General features: G+C 67.7%; 15 protein-coding genes and 1 tRNA gene. 3 read left to right on the top strand and 13 right to left on the bottom strand.

Annotated elements, in window-relative coordinates:
• Window positions 1–4: 4 nt before the first annotated feature.
• From murD to PPZ50_RS08720, 13 genes are all read right to left on the bottom strand, one after another.
• Window positions 5–1,366 carry a UDP-N-acetylmuramoyl-L-alanine--D-glutamate ligase gene (gene murD / locus PPZ50_RS08780; protein WP_241215398.1) on the bottom strand — a complete coding sequence of 454 codons (1,362 nt, stop codon included), beginning with the start codon at window positions 1,364–1,366 and terminating at the stop codon, window positions 5–7.
• Complete coding sequence (gene mraY / locus PPZ50_RS08775) at window positions 1,363–2,433, bottom strand: phospho-N-acetylmuramoyl-pentapeptide-transferase (protein ID WP_066688029.1); 1,071 nt, start codon at window positions 2,431–2,433, stop codon at window positions 1,363–1,365. Before mraY ends, murD begins: the two co-directional genes overlap by 4 nt.
• Entirely contained in the window at window positions 2,433–3,803 is a 1,371-nt protein-coding gene (locus PPZ50_RS08770) for a UDP-N-acetylmuramoyl-tripeptide--D-alanyl-D-alanine ligase (protein WP_420794427.1), read from the bottom strand. Before PPZ50_RS08770 ends, mraY begins: the two co-directional genes overlap by 1 nt.
• A gap of 1 nt (window position 3,804) precedes the next feature.
• Window positions 3,805–5,220, bottom strand: coding sequence for a UDP-N-acetylmuramoyl-L-alanyl-D-glutamate--2,6-diaminopimelate ligase (locus PPZ50_RS08765; RefSeq protein ID WP_066686979.1), 1,416 nt, complete (start codon window positions 5,218–5,220; stop codon window positions 3,805–3,807).
• Complete coding sequence (locus PPZ50_RS08760; RefSeq protein ID WP_066686975.1) at window positions 5,217–6,932, bottom strand: peptidoglycan D,D-transpeptidase FtsI family protein; 1,716 nt, start codon at window positions 6,930–6,932, stop codon at window positions 5,217–5,219. Before PPZ50_RS08760 ends, PPZ50_RS08765 begins: the two co-directional genes overlap by 4 nt.
• A complete protein-coding gene (locus tag PPZ50_RS08755; RefSeq protein WP_157092654.1) occupies window positions 6,929–7,477 on the bottom strand; it encodes a hypothetical protein in 549 nt (182 codons plus the stop codon). Before PPZ50_RS08755 ends, PPZ50_RS08760 begins: the two co-directional genes overlap by 4 nt.
• 20 nt (window positions 7,478–7,497) lie before the next feature.
• The gene (gene rsmH / locus PPZ50_RS08750) at window positions 7,498–8,421 is read right to left on the bottom strand and encodes a 16S rRNA (cytosine(1402)-N(4))-methyltransferase RsmH (protein ID WP_420038490.1); all 924 of its coding nucleotides are present in this window, start codon (window positions 8,419–8,421) and stop codon (window positions 7,498–7,500) included.
• A gap of 26 nt (window positions 8,422–8,447) precedes the next feature.
• Window positions 8,448–8,960: a division/cell wall cluster transcriptional repressor MraZ gene (locus tag PPZ50_RS08745; protein WP_198158467.1), complete on the bottom strand. Its 513-nt coding sequence runs from the start codon at window positions 8,958–8,960 to the stop codon at window positions 8,448–8,450.
• Between the two features lie 352 nt (window positions 8,961–9,312).
• Window positions 9,313–9,594 (bottom strand): hypothetical protein, encoded by a 282-nt coding sequence (locus PPZ50_RS08740; protein WP_232307818.1) that lies wholly within the window; start codon window positions 9,592–9,594, stop codon window positions 9,313–9,315.
• Between the two features lie 12 nt (window positions 9,595–9,606).
• Complete coding sequence (locus PPZ50_RS08735) at window positions 9,607–10,599, bottom strand: cysteine synthase A (protein ID WP_066686960.1); 993 nt, start codon at window positions 10,597–10,599, stop codon at window positions 9,607–9,609.
• An 84-nt stretch (window positions 10,600–10,683) separates the two neighbouring features.
• A complete protein-coding gene (locus PPZ50_RS08730) occupies window positions 10,684–11,475 on the bottom strand; it encodes a LysR family transcriptional regulator (protein ID WP_066686957.1) in 792 nt (263 codons plus the stop codon).
• A complete protein-coding gene (gene apaG, locus PPZ50_RS08725) occupies window positions 11,472–11,870 on the bottom strand; it encodes a Co2+/Mg2+ efflux protein ApaG (RefSeq protein ID WP_066686954.1) in 399 nt (132 codons plus the stop codon). Before apaG ends, PPZ50_RS08730 begins: the two co-directional genes overlap by 4 nt.
• Window positions 11,867–13,075: a trans-sulfuration enzyme family protein gene (locus tag PPZ50_RS08720; RefSeq protein WP_066686951.1), complete on the bottom strand. Its 1,209-nt coding sequence runs from the start codon at window positions 13,073–13,075 to the stop codon at window positions 11,867–11,869. Before PPZ50_RS08720 ends, apaG begins: the two co-directional genes overlap by 4 nt.
• Window positions 13,076–13,164: 89 nt before the next feature.
• Between PPZ50_RS08720 and recJ the strand changes: the two genes are divergently transcribed.
• The 3 genes from recJ (at window position 13,165) to PPZ50_RS08705 (ending at window position 17,082) form a co-directional block, all read left to right on the top strand.
• Window positions 13,165–14,928: a single-stranded-DNA-specific exonuclease RecJ gene (gene recJ / locus PPZ50_RS08715; RefSeq protein WP_066686948.1), complete on the top strand. Its 1,764-nt coding sequence runs from the start codon at window positions 13,165–13,167 to the stop codon at window positions 14,926–14,928.
• 64 nt (window positions 14,929–14,992) lie between these two features.
• Window positions 14,993–15,067 (top strand) — tRNA-Glu (locus tag PPZ50_RS08710).
• Window positions 15,068–15,213: 146 nt separating this feature from the next.
• The gene (locus PPZ50_RS08705) at window positions 15,214–17,082 is read left to right on the top strand and encodes a site-specific integrase (protein ID WP_272815277.1); all 1,869 of its coding nucleotides are present in this window, start codon (window positions 15,214–15,216) and stop codon (window positions 17,080–17,082) included.
• Window positions 17,083–17,112 lie beyond the last annotated feature (30 nt).

Genomic DNA, 17,112 nt, shown 5'->3' with positions numbered 1-17,112 from the left:
TCCGTCATTGCAATGCCCCCACTGCCGCCGCGAAGGCGCGGCCCCGCGCTTCGAAATCGCTGAACTGGTCGAACGACGCGCACGCCGGCGACAGCAATACGGTATCGCCGGGTCGCGCGGCTGTCGCGGCCAATTTCACCGCCTCGTCCAATGTGTTGGCGATGGTTACGGCCATGTCGGGTTGCAGAAGTTCGGCAAAGCGCTGCGCGGCGGTGCCGATGGTATAGGCGTGGACGACATTGCCGAAACCGGGGCGGCAGGCATCGAGGTCGTCCGACTTGGCAAGCCCGCCGACGATCCAGTGGATGCGTGCGAACGCGTTGAGCGCGGGCGCGGTGGAATCGGGGTTCGTCGCCTTGCTGTCGTCGACATAAGCGACGCCGTTCACGTCGGCGACGTGCGCCATGCGGTGTGGCAAGGCCCGGTAGCTTTGGAGGCCGGCGCGGATGGTGTCGGTGTCGAGGCCCAATGCCTCGCAGACGGCGATGGCGGTCAGCGCGTTCTGGGCGTTGTGCGGGCCGGCGAGCGCGGGACCGAAAGCCGGCGCTTCGGCCGGGACGGCGATGCGGACGGCGTGCGGAACGGTGTCCGCAATCGCGGCAGACGCCGCATCGCCTGTGCCGATCACCGCAACACGACCGGACGACTGCATCGCGAACAGACGGGCCTTGGACGCGGCATAGGCTCCGAAACCGGCATAGCGGTCGAGATGGTCGGGGGTGATGTTGAGCAGCACCGCGACGTCGCAGTCGAGGCTGCGGGTCAGGTCGATCTGGTAGCTCGACAGTTCGAGGACATAGACGCCGCCGGCGGGCAGCGGGTCCTGCGCGAGGATCGGCAGGCCGATATTGCCGCCCATGCGTGTGGGGATGCCGGCCTGTTCGAGGATGTGGTGGATCAGCGCGGTGGTGGTCGACTTGCCGTTGGTGCCGGTGATGCCGACGACCTTGTGCGGCGGCAGGTCGGCGCGGGCCTGGGCGAAGAGTTCGATGTCGCCGATGATGGGGGTGTCGCCGGCGTGGGCGGCGATCGGGTGGCGGTTGAGCGGTACGCCGGGAGACACGACGACGCCATCGAAGCCGGTGAGGTCGATCGACAACGGATCGGCGATGACCAAAGCCCTCTCCCCCATGGGGGAGAGGGTTGGGAGAGGGGGTGTCGCGAGTGCTGTCGTCGGAGAAGAAGGAGAAGTCCCCTCTCCCCGCGAGCGGGGAGAGGGAGAAAGGGCGTCGCGCTTCGCCCCATCTCCATCCCACGCAATGACTTCCGCGCCACCCGCCAGCAACGCGCGCACCGTCGCGGCGCCAGAGCGAGCCAGCCCCAGCACCGCGAACTTCTTCCCCGCCCAGGCGGCAGCGGTGATCACCGCAGCTTCAGCGTCGAGAGGCCGGCGAGCGCCAGCACGAAGGCGATGATCCAGAAGCGGATCACGACCGTGGCCTCAGCCCAGCCGAGCTGTTCGAAATGATGGTGGATCGGCGCCATGCGGAAGATGCGCTTGCCGGTGCGCTTGTACCAGAACACCTGGATGATGACGCTCAGCGCCTCGACCACGAACAGGCCGCCGATGATCGCCAGCACGATTTCATGGTGCGACGACACCGCGATCGCCCCCAGCGCACCGCCCAGCGCCAAGCTGCCGGTATCGCCCATGAATACCGCCGCCGGAGGGGCATTGTACCACAGGAACGCCAGCCCCGCGCCCACGATCGCGCCGCAGAACAGCGACAGGTCGCCCGCTCCCAACACGTGCGGGATGCCGAGATAGGCGGCGAACTTGGCGTTGCCGACCATGTACACGATCAGCATCAGCGCGACCGAGGCGATGATGACCGGCATCGTCGCGAGGCCGTCCAGCCCGTCGGTCAGGTTCACGGCGTTGCCGAACGCGACGATCGTGAAGGCGGCGAAGACGATGTAGAACGGCCCGAGATCGATCGCGACGTTCGAAAAGAACGGCACGTAGAGCATCGTGCCGGTCTGGCGGATGATGATCCAGCTGGCGATGCCGGCGATCAGAAATTCGAGCAGCAGGCGCGTGCGGCCCGAAACGCCCGCCGTGCTGGCCTTTCGCACCTTGTCATAATCGTCGAGGAACCCGATCGCCGCAAAGCCCAACGTCACGAACAGGCACGCCCAGACGAAGGGGTTGGCGAGGTCCATCCACAACAGCACCGACGTCGCGAGCGCGGTCAGGATCATCAGCCCGCCCATGGTCGGCGTGCCGCGCTTGGCGAGGTGGCTTTGCGGCCCGTCGAGACGGATCGGCTGCCCCTTGCCCTGTCGCACGCGCAGCCAGCCGATGAAGCGCGGCCCGATGACGAGGCCGATCAGCAGCGCCGTCGCCGTCGCCGCGCCGGTGCGGAACGACAGATAGCGGAACAGGTTCAGCACCCCGGGAAAGCCGAGATATTCGGCGATTTCGTACAACATCAGTCCTGGCCCCACAGGTCGGCGACGACCCGCGCCAGCCCCACCCCGTTCGATCCCTTTACGAGCACCGCATCGCCCGGCGCGATCAGGTCGGACAGGACCCGTGCGGCGGCGGCGGCGTCGGGCACATGGACGGTTTCGATGCGGCCCTCAAGCGCCTTGGCGAGGGGAAGCATGCCCTCCCCCACCAACACGGCGCGCGAAACGCCCGCTTCGTCGATGGGGACCGCCAGCGCGGCGTGATAGGCGTCGGACGACTCGCCCAGCTCGCGCATTTCGCCCAACACCGCGATGCGCCGGTCGGCGCGCTCGGCGGCGAGTACCTTCAGCGTCGCACGCATCGATGCCGGGTTGGCGTTGTAGCTTTCGTCGATCAGCAACGCGTCGCCGCCCGCCAGCTTCAGCTTGCGGCGGGCACCGCGTCCGGCAAGCCCCTCTAGGTCGGCCAGTGCAAGGCCAGCGACGCCAAGGTCACCGCCGATCGCATCGACCGCCGCCATCACCGCCAGCGAATTGGCGACCCAATGTTCGCCGGGCGGGGCGAGGGTGTAGCTGACCTCACGCGATCCCAGCCGCGCGGTGACGAAGCTATCGCCGCCCGACATGCGGACATGCTCGATCGCGCGGACACCGGCCCCTTCGCGCAGGCCGAAGGTGACGATCCTGCCGGCATGGGGCCGGGCTGCGGCGATCAGCGTGTCGCGATGCGGGCTGTCGAACGGCACGATGGCAATGCCGCCCTCGACCAGCCCTTCGAAGATTTCACCCTTGGCGCGAGCGATGGCGTCTTCACCGGTGAAGAATTCGGTGTGCGCGGGGGCGATGGTGGTGACGATGGCGACTTCGGGGCGAACGAGGCGGGTCAGCTGCGACAGCTCGCCGGCATGGTTCATGCCCATTTCGAACACCGCCGCTTGGGTAGCGGCCGGCATCCGCGCGAGGCTCAGCGGCACGCCGGTATGGTTGTTGTAGCTCTTGACCGAACGATGGGCGTTGCCGTGGGTAATGCGGTCGAGCGCGGCGAACAGCGCTTCCTTGGTCCCGGTCTTGCCGACCGATCCCGTCACGCCGATGATCCGCGACGACGTACGGGCGCGCGACGCGGTAGCGAGCTGGTTCAGCGCGACGGTGGTGTCGTTGACCAGCACGTGCGGCCCGTCGACCGGCCGCGACACGATCGCGCCTGCAGCCCCTTGCGCGAACGCCTGCCCCACGAAGCGGTGGCCGTCGGTCGCCTCGCCGGAAAGCGCGACGAACAGGTCGCCCGGCCCGACCTCTCGGCTGTCGAAAGCAACACCGTTCACGGTGAAATCGGCGGAAGCGGTGCCCCCGGTCGCGGCGGCGATGGCGGCGGCGGTCCAGAGCGGCACGTCAGCCCGCACAGTCACGCGCCACCTGTACGTCGTCGAACGGCAGGATCATGTCGCCGACGATCTGGCCCTGTTCATGGCCCTTGCCCGCGATCAGCACGATATCACCCGGCTGCGCCATGTCGCATGCCGCACGAATGGCGGCACGACGGTCGCCGATCTCGGTCGCGCTGGGAGCGCCTGCCAGCACCTGCGCACGAATCTGCGCCGCATCCTCGGTCCGGGGATTGTCGTCGGTGACGATCGCGACGTCGGCCTGCGCCGCCACGACCTCGCCCATCGGCGCCCGCTTGCCGTTGTCGCGGTCGCCGCCCGCGCCGAACACGACGATCAGCCGCCCCTCGGCATGGGGACGCAACGCGGCGATGGCCGCTTCGAGCGCGTCGGGGGTATGTGCGTAATCGACATAGACCGGCGCGCCATTGGGCAGGATCACCGCACGCTCCAGCCGCCCGCGCACCGGCTGCAACCGGGCGAGGCCCGCCAGCGTCGCCGCCAGCGTGCCGCCGGTCGCCAGTACGAGGCCGGCGGCGGTCAGCGCGTTTGCCGCCTGATAGGCGCCGATCAGCGGCAACTGCACCTTGTGGGTCGCGCCCTCCGCCTCGATCGTCAGCGCTTGTCCGAGCAGGCTCGGTTCGCGGCCGACCAGCCGCAGCGTCTCGCCATGTTCGCCGACGGTGATCAGGCGGTTGCCGCGGACGCGGGCAAGGTCCATCACGCGGTCGGCATGGGGATCGTCGATCCACACGACCGCTACGCCGTCATCGGCCAGCACTTCGGAAAACAAACGCAGCTTGGCGGTCAGATAGCTCGCCATGTCGCCATGATAGTCGAGGTGATCGCGGCTGAGATTGGTGAACGCCGCCGCACGGACCGGCAGCCCTTCGGTGCGGTATTGCGACAGGCCGTGGCTCGACGCCTCGAACGCGACATGGGTCACGCCTTCGCGCGCCAGCCCTGCGACGTTCGACAGGAAGGTGACGATGTCGGGGGTGGTCAGGCCGGTGACGACGCGTTCGTCGGCGGTGGTCACCCCCAGCGTCCCGATCGACGCGGCGTGGTGCCCCTGCATCCGCCACAGCTGGCGCACCATTTCGACGGTGCTGGTCTTGCCGTTGGTGCCGGTCACCGCGACGCAGGTCGGCGGGAACGGCGCGAAGAACTGCGCGGCGGCGCGGGCAAACGCCTCGCGCGGGTCGCGTGCCGCGATGTGGACCGCGCCCTCGACCACCGCTTCTGGCCGGGCGACGACAGCGATCGCGCCAGCGGCGATGGCGGCGGGGATGAAGTCCTCGCCATTGACCCGCGCCCCGTCGAACGCGCCGAAGATCGTGCCCGGTGCGACCTTGCGATGATCGATCGCGAAGCCGGTCACCGTCTGCGGTTCATCGCCGCCCGTGATGGTTCCTAATTTCATTCGACGTTCGCCAGCTTCTTCGCATCACCCGGCGCCCGCCACAGCAGCGAGCGCAATCCGGCGAGGTCAATATCGGCATTGGCGTCGGGAATCACCCCCAGCAACGGGCCGGTGCGCGAAATCACTCGGCTGACGACCGGCGCAGCGGTCCAGGCGGCGGTGGTGAAGCCGAAGGTTTCCTTCGTTCCCTTCGGGCTGTCGAGCATCGCGATCACGACATAGCGCGGGCGATCCATCGGGAAGACGGCGGCGAAGGTCGAAACGTTGACCTTCTTAGAATAGCCGCCGCCCGCGCCCACCGTTTCGGCGGTGCCGGTCTTGCCACCGACACGGAAACCCGGTGCCTCCGCCTTGCGCCCGGTGCCGTCGGTGACGATCAGCCGCAGCAGCGCGCGCATCTTCGCGCTGGTCGCCTCGGTAAACACCCGGCTGCCGGCCGGCGCCTCGCCCGGCTTCAGCTTCAGCATGGTCGCCGGACGCCAGATGCCGCCATTGACCAGCGCGGCATAGGCGCTGGCGAGGTGCAGCGGCGTGACGGCGATGCCATGGCCATAGGCGGTCGTCATCGTCGTGGTCCGGCCCCAGTAATGCGGCCAGATGGTGCGCGACTTTTCGAGTTCGATGTCAGGTGCGGTATCGAAATGGAGCGCACGGAACAGCTTTTCCATGCGCGCCTGCCCCATTTCGTCGGCGATGCGTGCCGTCGCGATGTTCGACGAATGGACCAGCGTCTCCGGGATGTTGAGCCAGCGCTTCTGCGCATGGTCGTCGCGGATGCGAAAACCCCCGACCGCAAGCGGCTGCGTCGCGTCATAGCGCTTCGACAGCGACGGCGCGACGCCGCTGTCGAGCGCGGCAGCCATGGTCAGCGGCTTGAACGCCGATCCCAGTTCGTACACGCCCTGCGTCACCGTGTTCATCTGCCCGGTATTGGCGGTCACGGCATTGGGATTGAAGGTCGGGAGCGAGGTCATCGCGATCACCTCCCCCGTGTCGCTGTCGAGCACGATGCCGCCGGCGCCGCGCGCCTGGAACACCGCCATCGCATTGGCGAGTTCGCTTTCCAGCGCAGCCTGCACCCGCAGGTCGAGGCTGAGCGCGACCGGCCGCCCGCGCTCGGCCGGGTCGACCAGCCGCGCGTTCAGGAACTTCTCCATGCCGCGCACGCCGCGACCGTCCATGTCGAGATAGCCGAGCGCATGCGCCGCCATGGCGCTTTGTGGATAGAGGCGTTCGGGTTCGCGGCCGAGCGCGATGCCCGGCTCGCCCAGCGCGTTCACCGCCTGCACCAGTTCGGGCAAAGCGCGACGGCGCAGATAGACGAAATTGCGATCGAGGTTCAGCTGCGCATAATAATAGCCGGCATCCTGTTCCGGCATCAGCGCGGCGAGTTGCCCCGCCAGCTGCTTCTTGTCGCCGATCACCTTGTCCGGGCGCACCGCGATCGACCAGGCGTCGATGGTGCGGGCGAGCGGCGCGCCGTTGCGGTCGACCAGATCGCCGCGCAACGGCACCAAGGCCGCCTCCGCCGCGATGGCCGAACGCGGTTCGGCGGCGACCGCCAGCAGCATCAGCCGCGCGAGGATGACCGTGACGCCCGCCGCGAACAGCAGCATCAGCACCATCAGCCGGTAATGGGCGATGTTGACCAGGGTGTGCCGCGCACCGTCGGCCCGTTGCTGATGAAGAGGGGGCGCCACGACGACGATCACGGACGGGCCGCCTCCTTGCGGGCGGAACGGGCGAGGTCGGCCATCGTCGCGTCGCTGAGCAGCGTGCGGTCGAGCATCGCCACCGCCCGCGCCTTGGCGGGGATCACCGCCGCCGTGCGGACCGCGCCGACCGGCTTGGCCGCCGCCTTGGCCTTGTCCGCCTTGACCGGGGTCGCGGCAGGCGCGGTCGCTTCGGCAAGGGTCGGTTCGGGCACGGCGGCGATTTCCATCGGTGCGCTCGGCACGACATAGGCCAGCGCGACATTGCCGCCCTCGGTCCGGCCCGGCAGCGACGCCAGCTGATGCTCGCCGCCGACGAACTGTTCGGCGCGCGGCGCGGCGAGCGCCAGGACGTCGCCGTTCCAGCGTTCGAGCTGCGCCATGTTCGCGCGGGTGTCGAATTCGGTTTCCAGCGCGCGGATGTCCTTGCGCGCCTGCACGATCGAGCGTTCGACCGCCTCGACCCGGCTGCGTTCCGCCGCCCCTTGCGAAATGACGAGGTAGAAGGCCGGCGCCATCACGCCGACCGCGACCAATTTACCCAAAGTCCCGAACCCGAACGCACTCATCCCATCGCACTCCCGTTCGAACTCCACGGCGCGGACGCCGTGCGAACCCCGACCCGCAGAGTCGCCGACCGCGCGCGGGGGTTGACCGATACTTCTTCGTCACTCGGCCGCACCGCCTTCGCGATGTCGGTGAAACTCGGAGCCGGACCCTGCGCCACCACCGGACGGTGGCGCGACCCGGCCGGCATCGCGCCGCCGCGCTCCCGCAGGAACCGCTTTACGATGCGATCCTCGAGGCTGTGGAAGCTGACCACCGACAGCCGCCCGCCCGGCCGCAACACCCGCTCCGCCGCGTCGAGCCCGGCGGTCAGCTCGCCCAGTTCGTCGTTCAGGTGGATGCGGATCGCCTGGAACGCGCGGGTCGCCGGGTCCTTCTTCTCATGCGGACGATGGCCCAGCGCCCGGCGGACGACCGCGGCGAGCTCACCGGTCCGCGCCAGCGGCCGCGCCCCGACGATGAAGTTCGCGACGCGGCGATGGCGCGGTTCCTCGCCATAGCGGTCGAGCACGTCCGAAATCTCTGCCTCGGCGGCGGTGTTCAGCCATTCGGCCGCAGTGATGCCTTCCCGGCTCATCCGCATGTCGAGCGGACCGTCCTGTTGAAACGAGAAGCCGCGATCGGCCTGGTCGAGCTGCATCGACGACACGCCGATATCCATGACGACGCCGTCGACCGCGTCAATGCCGCGCGCCGCCAGTTCGCTGGCCATCGCCGAAAACGGCGCACGGATCAGCGTCAGCCGGTCGCCTGCTTCGGCGAGCAGCGGCGCGGCGGCGTCATGCGCGGTCGGATCGCGGTCGAACGCGATGACCCGCGCACCGGCGGCCAGCATCGCGCGGGTATAGCCGCCCGCACCGAAGGTCGCGTCGACATGCGTCTCGCCCGGCTGGATCGCGAGCGCCGCGACCGCTTCGGTCATCAGGACGGGGATATGCGGCGCGTCGCTCACACCAGCCCCTTTTCTTCCATCAGGAACTCGCACAGCTCGCGCGTGTCGGCGTCGATTTCCGTGTCGGCGATCAACGTGTGCGGGTCCCAGATGTTGAACGTGTCGCCGCGCCCGTGGAAGAACGCCCATTTGTCGATCTTCGCGCGGCGGCGGTAAAAGGTCGGCAGGACGAAGCGCCCGGCGCTGTCGAACGGCGCGGTCTCAAGATTGCCGAACGCCTTGCCCGCGACGTTGTAATCGGTGTCGACATCCTCGTCGCTGCCCTGGGGTTTGCGGGAGTAGAGGATCTTCGGCCAGGCGGCATCGAACGCGCTGAGGCAGACATGCTTGCCGTGCCGCTTGAGCAGGAGTTCGCGGGCGTCGGCGTTCTTCTCCAGCACCGAGCGCAGCTTGGCAGGCACTGCGACGCGACCCTTCGCGTCGACCGCCTGTAGCCCGTAGCTCAGGTAGAGTTCCCTCTCCAACACAGCCCCATTTCGGTCACGCAGGACGTGCGTCGCGCCCGGCAAATACGCGCCGCGCGGTTTGAATCGACGATCCCAGGACCTGCCCCCTGTGACGTCCGAGACGTACCAAAATGCAACCTGGGTAACAATGGGCGAAGTTGGGTGAGAATGGGAAAAAGCACCACTGGACGGGCAGTTTTGGGATGTACGTTGTTTGTTCGCCCATCTTTTGCGGACGTGCCGATTGGATGACGCCCCACCGGTGGTTGGGCGACACTGGGCGAGGATGGGAAAACGGCAGAGCGCTACGTCACCCCAGCGACGGCTGGGGTCTCGTGCGGCTCGTGCTGTGCGCAATCACCGGAAGATCCCAGCTTTCGCCGGGGTGACCTGTACGATCAGGTACGAAGGGGGTTCAGCGAACCTCGGGCAAGCCCGTGCTGTTGCTTGGCGCGGCGCCGGGCGAGATGCCGAGTTCGGCCAGCGGCTCGTCCGGATTGCCGGTGGGCGTCAGGTTCGCGACAGCGACATTGGCCTGTTCATCGACCGCCGTCACATCCTCGCCGATCGGCGGTTCGTCGATCGCCGAGCGGAACAAGGCGCTGGCGAGCACGATCAGCAGCACGACCAGCACCAATCCGGTCGCGCCGACGCGCAGGCGTTGCAATAACTGGGATTGATCCGATCGCGGCGTCATCTGGGCGCGGTGTTACGCCGAAGTCGCCCCGCTGTCGACCGCCAACCCCTTCGCCGCCAGCCATTCGGGATTGTACAGCGTGGAGAGATAGCGGAACCCGGTGTCGCACAGGATCGTCGCCACCCGGCTGCCCGGCCCCAGTTGCCGCGCCAGCAGCACCGCGCCCGCGACGTTGATGCCCGACGACAGGCCAAGGCACAGCCCCTCCTCCGCCAGCAGCCGGCGAACCCAGACCATGCCCTCCTCGTCCGACACGCGAAACTGGGTATCGATCGGCGCGCCGTCGAGGTTGGCGGTGATCCGCCCCTGGCCGATCCCTTCGGCGACCGACGTTCCTTCGGACCGCAACTCGCCATGGGCATAATAGTCGTACAGCGCCGCGCCATGCGGATCGGTCAGCGCGATGGTGACCGATTCGTCCTTCTCCTTCAGCCCCAGCCCGACGCCGGCCAGCGTGCCGCCGGTTCCCGCCGCACAGGTAAAGCCGTCGATCCGCCCGCCCATCTGCTCCCAGATTTCGGCCGCCGTGCCGGTGATGTGCGCGCGGCGGTTGGCGATGTTGTCGAACTGGTTCGCCCAGATCGCGTTCGGCGTCTCCTCGGCGATCCGGCGGCTGGTGTGCACGAAATGGCCGGGGTTGGAATAGGGTGCGGCGGGCACCAGCACCAGCTCGGCGCCCAGCGCGCGGAGCGTGTCCATCTTCTCGCGGCTCTGCGTCTCGGGCATGACGATGATCGAGCGATAGCCCTTGGCATTGGCGACCAGCGCCAGCCCGATACCGGTATTGCCCGCCGTCCCTTCGACGATGGTGCCGCCGGGCTGGATCAGGCCGCGCGCCTCCGCATCCTCGACGATCGACAGCGCGGCACGGTCCTTCACGCTGGCGCCGGGATTGGCGAATTCGCATTTGGCGAAAATCTCCGCCCCCGCCGCCTCGCTCGGCCCCTTCAACCGGACGAGCGGGGTATGGCCGATCAGGGCGAGCGTATCAGTGGCGGTGTGCATGGCTTCCAGATGGCGCGGGACGCCCGCCGGGGCAAGCGCGCGGCGTGGTAGAATGGGTTGAGGGCAGGCAATGCGGGCTATGCCCTACCCCGCCAGCGCGTCGACCAGCGCCTTTACCTTCGCCTGTCGCCACTGCGGCAACGGCGCCACCAGCCAATAGCCGAGCCGCCCCGACTTCGGCTCCCCGACCACCACGACCCGTCCGGCCGCCACATCATCGCGTGCGAGCAGTTCGGGAACGGTCGCCCGGCCCAGCCCCGCTGCCGCCGCGTCGATCGCCAGCCCGGCATCGGCGACCCGTACCAGCGCCGAAGCATCCTCGGGGTTGCAGCCGGGCCAGCCGATCCGCGTATCGGCACCGCCGCCTGCGCGCTCGACGGTTACCATTCCGTCCGATTCCAGCGCCTCGCCCTCATGCGCGCCGGGTCCTTCGCCCCAGCGGATGGCGAGGTCGAGATTGGCTTCGGTGAAGTCGAGCGCGTCGTCGGCCGCGACCAGCGCAAAGCGCAGTTCGGGGTCGGCGGCGGCGATGCGCGACAGGCGCGGCAACAGCCATTTCTGCGTCAGGTCGCGCGGCGCGGCGATGGTCAGCGACTTGGACGACTGCCCGGCCTGCATCGCGCGGACCGCTTCCTCGAACTGCAGGAACCCGCCGCGCAGCGCCGCCAGCCCGGCCTCGCCCTCCGGCGTCAGTTCCAGACCGCGCGTGGTGCGCCGGAACAGCACGACGCCCAGCGTATCCTCCAGCGCGCGGACCTGCTGCCCGACCGCCGCCGGGGTCACCGCCAGTTCGTCGGCGGCACGGGTGAACGACAGATGGCGCGCGGCGGCATCGAGCACGCGCAGGCCGTTGAGCGGAAGATGCGTCCGCTTCATGCGCCGACCGCCGGGGCCAGCAGGGCAAAGCGCGGGATCGTCACGTCGAACGTCTCTCCATCATCGGCCAGCATGTGATAGCTGCCCTGCATCGCCCCGCTGGAGGTCGACAAGGGACAGCCCGATACATAGTCGAAGCTGCCGCCGGGTTCGATCACGGGCAGTTCGCCGATCACGCCTTCGCCCTCCACGCTATGCCGTTCACCGCGTCCGTCGGTGATGATCCAGTGGCGGGTCAGCAGCTGGACGGTACGCTCCGACCCGTTTTCGATGCGGATATGATAGGCCCAGAACCAGCGGCCCTGCGCAGGCTGCGACTGTTCGGGCAGATAGGTCGCCGATACCCGCACCACGATACCGCCGGTCGTCGCCTCGTGCGGGAACAGCGCTTTCATAGGGCGACCGCCCGCAATGCCTGGTCCAGATCGGCGATCAGGTCCTCGGCGTCTTCGAGGCCGACATTGATGCGGATCATGCCTTCGGAAATGCCCATCTCGATCCGCTTTTCCTCGGCCACGCCCGAATGGGTGGTGGAGGCCGGATGCGTCATCAGCGAGCGCGAATCGCCGATATTGTTCGAGATGTCGATCAGTTGCAGCGCGTCGAGCAGCCCGTGCGCCTGGGCACGCCCGCCATCGAGTTCGAACGAGAAGATCGGCCCGGCCATCTTCATCTGCCGCATGCACAGTTCATGCTGCGGATGGCTGGGCAGGCCCGGCGCGTTGATCTTGGGCACGCGCTGTTCGAGGAAGCTCGCGACCTTCAGCGCGTTTTCCGACTGGCGCATCACACGCAGGTCGAGCGTTTCCAGACCCTTCAGCACCACCCACGCATTGAACGCGCTGAGCGTCGGCCCGGTATTGCGCGTGAAGGGCAGCAGCACGTCGTCGATGAACGCCTTCGTCCCGCACACCGCGCCGGCGAGGACGCGGCCCTGCCCTTCCATCAGCTTGGTGGCGCTATAGGCGACGACGTCGGCGCCGAAATCCATCGGCCGTTGCAGCGCGGGGCTGGCAAAGGCGTTGTCGACGACGGTGACGATGCCCCGCTCGCGCGCCGCCGCGCAGATCGCGGTCAGGTCGGCGACGTCCATCGTCGGATTGGCCGGCGTCTCGAAGAACCAGACCTTCGTATTCGGCCGGCTGGCATCGATGAACGCCTGCGTATCGCGCGCGTCGACCACGTCGGTTTCGATCCCGAATTTGGGCAGCAGCGTATCGGTCAGCCAGCGGCACGAGCCGAACGCGGCGCGCCCGCCGACCAGATGGTCGCCCGCCGACAACTGGCTGAGCAATGCCGCCGTCATTGCCGCCATGCCGGTCGCCATCGTCCGGCATGCCTCCGCCCCTTCGAGCAGCGCGATGCGTTCTTCGAGCATCTCGACCGTCGGGTTCTGCAACCGTGAATAGGTCATGCCGACCTGCTCGCCCGCGAACCGCGCGGCGGCATCGCCCGCGCAGTCATAGGCATAGCCCGAAGTGAGGAACAACGCCTCCGACGTCTCGCCATATTCGCTGCGCGCGGTGCCGCCGCGCACGGCCTGCGTTGCGGGGCGCCAGTTGGCGGTGATGCTGCGGTCTTGTCCGGTCTTGCGCTTCATGGGCAGGGTCTTTGCGCGCTTGGGGCAAGAATTTCCAGAGGAGATGCGCCCCGCTGGACCGCTCCCTGCCCAACGGGTACAGCGCGGCGATGCGTTCCGTACTCAATGTGCATCGCTCGATCCTGGGACAGCCGTGGCGCTGGCGCGGGTTGGAGGGCGATGTGTGCGACGACGGGTTCGTCGCCGACGATCTCGTCACCCGTATCCTGCTGGCTCGCGGCTGTCCGCGCGAAGGGCTGGCGGCGCACAAGGCGCCCAGCATCCGCGAATTCATGCCCGACCCGTCGATCTTCCGCGACATGGATCGTGCCGCCGAACGACTGGCCGATGCGGTGATGGCGAAGGAATCGGTCGCGATCTTCGGCGATTACGATGTCGACGGCGCGACGTCTTCAGCATTGCTGGTCCGGCTGCTACGCGACCTGGGCCTTGCCGCCCGCCCCTATATTCCCGACCGGCAGCTGGAGGGATATGGCCCCAACGCCCCGGCGATGCTGCGGCTGGCCGGGGAAGGAGCGACGCTGATCGTCACCGTCGATTGCGGCGCACAGGCGTTCGATGCGCTCGCCGCTACCCGCGATGCCGGGGTCGATGTGCTGGTGGTCGACCATCACCAGTGCACGACGCAGCTTCCGCCTGCGCTGGCGGTGGTGAACCCCAACCGTCTGGACGAGGGCGAAGGTGCGGCGCATGGCCATCTGGCGGCGGTCGGTGTCGCGTTCCTGCTGGCGGCGGCACTCGTGCGGACGTTGCGCGCGCGCGGCTTCTTCGCAGGGCGCGCCGAACCGAAGCTGCTCGACTTGCTCGATCTGGTCGCGCTTGGCACCGTGGCCGATGTGGCGCAACTGCGCGGACTGAACCGGGCGTTCGTGGCGCAGGGGCTGAAGGTCATGGCCCGGCGGCAGAATATCGGCCTCGCCGCACTGATCGAGGCATCGCGCCTGACCCGCGCGCCGACCTGCACCGATCTCGGCTTCGCGCTCGGGCCGCGGATCAATGCCGGCGGGCGCGTCGGCAAATCGGACCTGGGCGTCCGGCTGCTGACGACGCAGGACCCGGAGGAAGCGCGTGCGCTGGCGGTCGAACTGGATCGGCTGAACGAGGAACGCCGCGTGATCGAAGGCGATGTGCAGGCGCAGGCCGACCTGTCGGCGCGCGCGCAGGACTCGCGCGGCTGCGTGGTGGTCAGCGGGCGCGGCTGGCATCCCGGCGTCATCGGCATCGTGGCCGGGCGGCTGAAGGAAAAACTCGGCCGTCCCGTCCTGGTGATCGCGATCGACGACCATGGCGTCGGCAAGGGATCGGGCCGGTCGATCCCCGGCGTCGACATGGGGGCGACGATCCTGGCCGCCAAGGAGCTGGGGCTGGTCAGCGCGGGCGGCGGCCATGCCGCGGCGGCGGGCGTGACCGTTGCCGAGTATGCGATCCCCGCGCTCGCCGACTTCCTCCACACCCGCATGGCCGAACCGGTCGAGCGCGCCCGCGAGGACCGCGCGCTGCTGGTCGACGCGGTGCTTGCCCCCGGCGGGGTCAGCCCGCTGCTGATCGAAGCGTTGGAGGCCGGTGGCCCCTACGGCATGGGCTGGCCCGCGCCGCGCGTGGCGGCAGGACCCGTGCGGATCGTGAAGGCCGATGTCGTCGGCAACGGCCATGTCCGCGCGATCCTGACCGGCGACGACGGCCGCCGGTTCAAGGGCGTGGCGTTCCGCCAGGCCGAAACCGAGCTCGGCATGGCACTATTGGGCGCCCCACCGCACCGCAAGCTATGGCTGGCGGGCCGGGCAAAGCTCGACGACTGGGGCAGCCGCCCCGCCGCCGAACTGCACATCGACGACATGGCCTGGGCGGATTGAGAAAAATGCAAAAGTCTGTTGACCAATCCAAATCCCTCCCCTAACAGCCCGCTCACGCCTTCACGGCCCCTTCGTCTAGCGGTTAGGACGCGGCCCTTTCACGGCTGAAACACGGGTTCGATTCCCGTAGGGGTCACCACTCCAGCGATAAGTCGCGGAGTTTGACGGAAAACGGTCGAAATCAACGCTTCATTAGGTGCCCGATGCTACGAAAGGGTGCTACGAATGGGGCGTCGAATGAGTCACTCGCATAAGCGCGCAACCTCGCGAAATGCATGGTTTAGAATGGATGTCCCGAAGGACATTCGCCACCTCGCTGGCAAGACGTCGTGGCAGCATTCGCTAAATACCGCAGAGCCCAACCTCGCCGCACAGCGCCGTGCGGCCTGGAGCGCGCACTACAAGGGTGAGGTGATCCGGCTGCGGATGCTCGCGGCGCAGGCAGCACAGCAATCTACCGACGCGCTCGTCGATCAGGCTTTCGACAAGCTAGCTCGATTCTCCTGTTCGATGGATCTGGCGATCGCCGGCGAGTTGCAGAAGGTTGCGTCTATCGTCCGGTCGTCCTGGAGCAACGCCCATGCCCAAGCCGTGGAACGGCAGCATCTTGGCGAGGCCTGGACAAGCCTGCTCGACCCGGAGCCAGCGTCTATCCCGTCGATCGACGACGTTGAGGAGCGCCGTCGATTCCAGCTCCGCGCTGAAATTCTCGAGAGCAACGCTGCGACCAGCGGCATCGTCTATCAGGAACTGGCTCGCGAGCTGCTGTCGCGCGGCGTATATGAACCGTTGCACTTCGCCGTCAGCTACCTGCCATATTTGGTCCCGGCCATCGATCTCTCCACCAAGGCTGCGTATGACCGCGTCGCGCATGCGTATCTGACGCGACTGGCCGAGCATGCGTTCGGCTCCTGGCCAGTCGGCATCCGTGAAGCACTGCGCCCCGTTGTCACGTCGACGACGAATAGCGTTGCCGCGCCAGCGATAGCAGCGGTGCCACCGACATTTTCGGCAGTACCACCCTGCCCTGCACCGGCCCATCATCACATGCTGTCCGAAGCCTTCGATCTCTGGCGCAAGCGCAAGCGGATCACCGGCAAGGACAAGACCGCCGATGAATTCGCCAAGGCGATCGCACGCTTCGAGGAACTCACCGGCACCAGCATGGTCGAAGCGATCTCACCCGCGATGGTGCGTATGTTCATCTCGCTGGTCGAGCAACTGCCGTTCCGCCCGAAGAAAGCCGTCAGTGCTCTGCCGCTGACCGAGCAGATCGCGCTTGCGCATGAGAAAGCGTTGCCGACGCTGTCGCCGCCGACGGTCGGCAAGCAGCTGACCGCACTTCGCGCGATCCTGAGCGTGGCCAAGGATGCGGAGTGGATTGCCAGCAATCCGGCGCAGGGCATCTCCGTCGAAGGGGCCGCCTGGGAGGGCGACGAACGCGACCACTTTTCGGATGAAGACATGCGGCGCATCTATGCCTCGCCGCTGATGACCGATCCCGATTCCTGCGACGACACGATGTTCTGGGTTCTGTTCCTGGCACCGTTCCACGGATCGCGCCCGGGCGAGCATTGCAAGCTCAAGCCGAACGAGATCGTGCAGGATGATGGCGAATGGGTCATGCGGTTCCGCCGCGACCGCCGCATTCGCCCCACCACTGCCACGAACAATGAAACACGCCCGCGGCGACAGAAGACGCGCAGCTCAGTCCGCGATGTGCCGATCCACTGGATCCTGCTGGAAGCGGGCTTTGTCGACTTCGCCCAACAGCAGCGGGACCGTGGCGCGGAGTGGCTGTTCGACGATCTTGAGGCCGACAAGTATGGCGACCGGTACAAATACCTCTCGCGCCGGATCAACGACGCCTTGCGCAAGCTCGGCATCCATGAACCGGACAAGTCCTTCTATTCAACCCGCCACACCATGAAGCGTGAGGGACGGCGGCTCAGGATCGATCATCAGAGTCTCGACCAGCTTGCTGGCCATGCTCCGGTGTCGGTGGGGGGGCGCTACGGGCAAGGGTCATCCACTGAAACTCTGAAGGCCGACCTCGATCGCCTGGAGTTTCGAAGTGTGCCGTGGGACGATGTTGTCGCCTGTGCGCAGAAGCGCCTCATTCGCCTTGGTATAATCAGGGGCAGCGCTTCATGACGCCACCGCGTGCGCGTGTTGGTCGAGCTG

This window comes from Sphingomonas hankookensis, assembly GCF_028551275.1.
GTDB classification, from domain to species: Bacteria; Pseudomonadota; Alphaproteobacteria; order Sphingomonadales; family Sphingomonadaceae; genus Sphingomonas; species Sphingomonas hankookensis_A.
This window is presented reverse-complemented; position numbering and strand designations above follow the sequence as displayed.

Coding starts and splice junctions, on each gene's coding strand:
- rsmH (WP_420038490.1), bottom strand. CDS start 8,421: ATGACCGAAGCGGTCGCGGCGCTCGCGATCCAGCCGGGCGAGACGCAT.
- mraY (WP_066688029.1), bottom strand. CDS start 2,433: ATGTTGTACGAAATCGCCGAATATCTCGGCTTTCCCGGGGTGCTGAAC.
- PPZ50_RS08720 (WP_066686951.1), bottom strand. CDS start 13,075: ATGAAGCGCAAGACCGGACAAGACCGCAGCATCACCGCCAACTGGCGC.
- PPZ50_RS08765 (WP_066686979.1), bottom strand. CDS start 5,220: ATGAAATTAGGAACCATCACGGGCGGCGATGAACCGCAGACGGTGACC.
- PPZ50_RS08730 (WP_066686957.1), bottom strand. CDS start 11,475: ATGAAGCGGACGCATCTTCCGCTCAACGGCCTGCGCGTGCTCGATGCC.
- apaG (WP_066686954.1), bottom strand. CDS start 11,870: ATGAAAGCGCTGTTCCCGCACGAGGCGACGACCGGCGGTATCGTGGTG.
- PPZ50_RS08740 (WP_232307818.1), bottom strand. CDS start 9,594: ATGACGCCGCGATCGGATCAATCCCAGTTATTGCAACGCCTGCGCGTC.
- PPZ50_RS08735 (WP_066686960.1), bottom strand. CDS start 10,599: ATGCACACCGCCACTGATACGCTCGCCCTGATCGGCCATACCCCGCTC.
- PPZ50_RS08705 (WP_272815277.1), top strand. CDS start 15,214: ATGGATGTCCCGAAGGACATTCGCCACCTCGCTGGCAAGACGTCGTGG.
- recJ (WP_066686948.1), top strand. CDS start 13,165: ATGCGTTCCGTACTCAATGTGCATCGCTCGATCCTGGGACAGCCGTGG.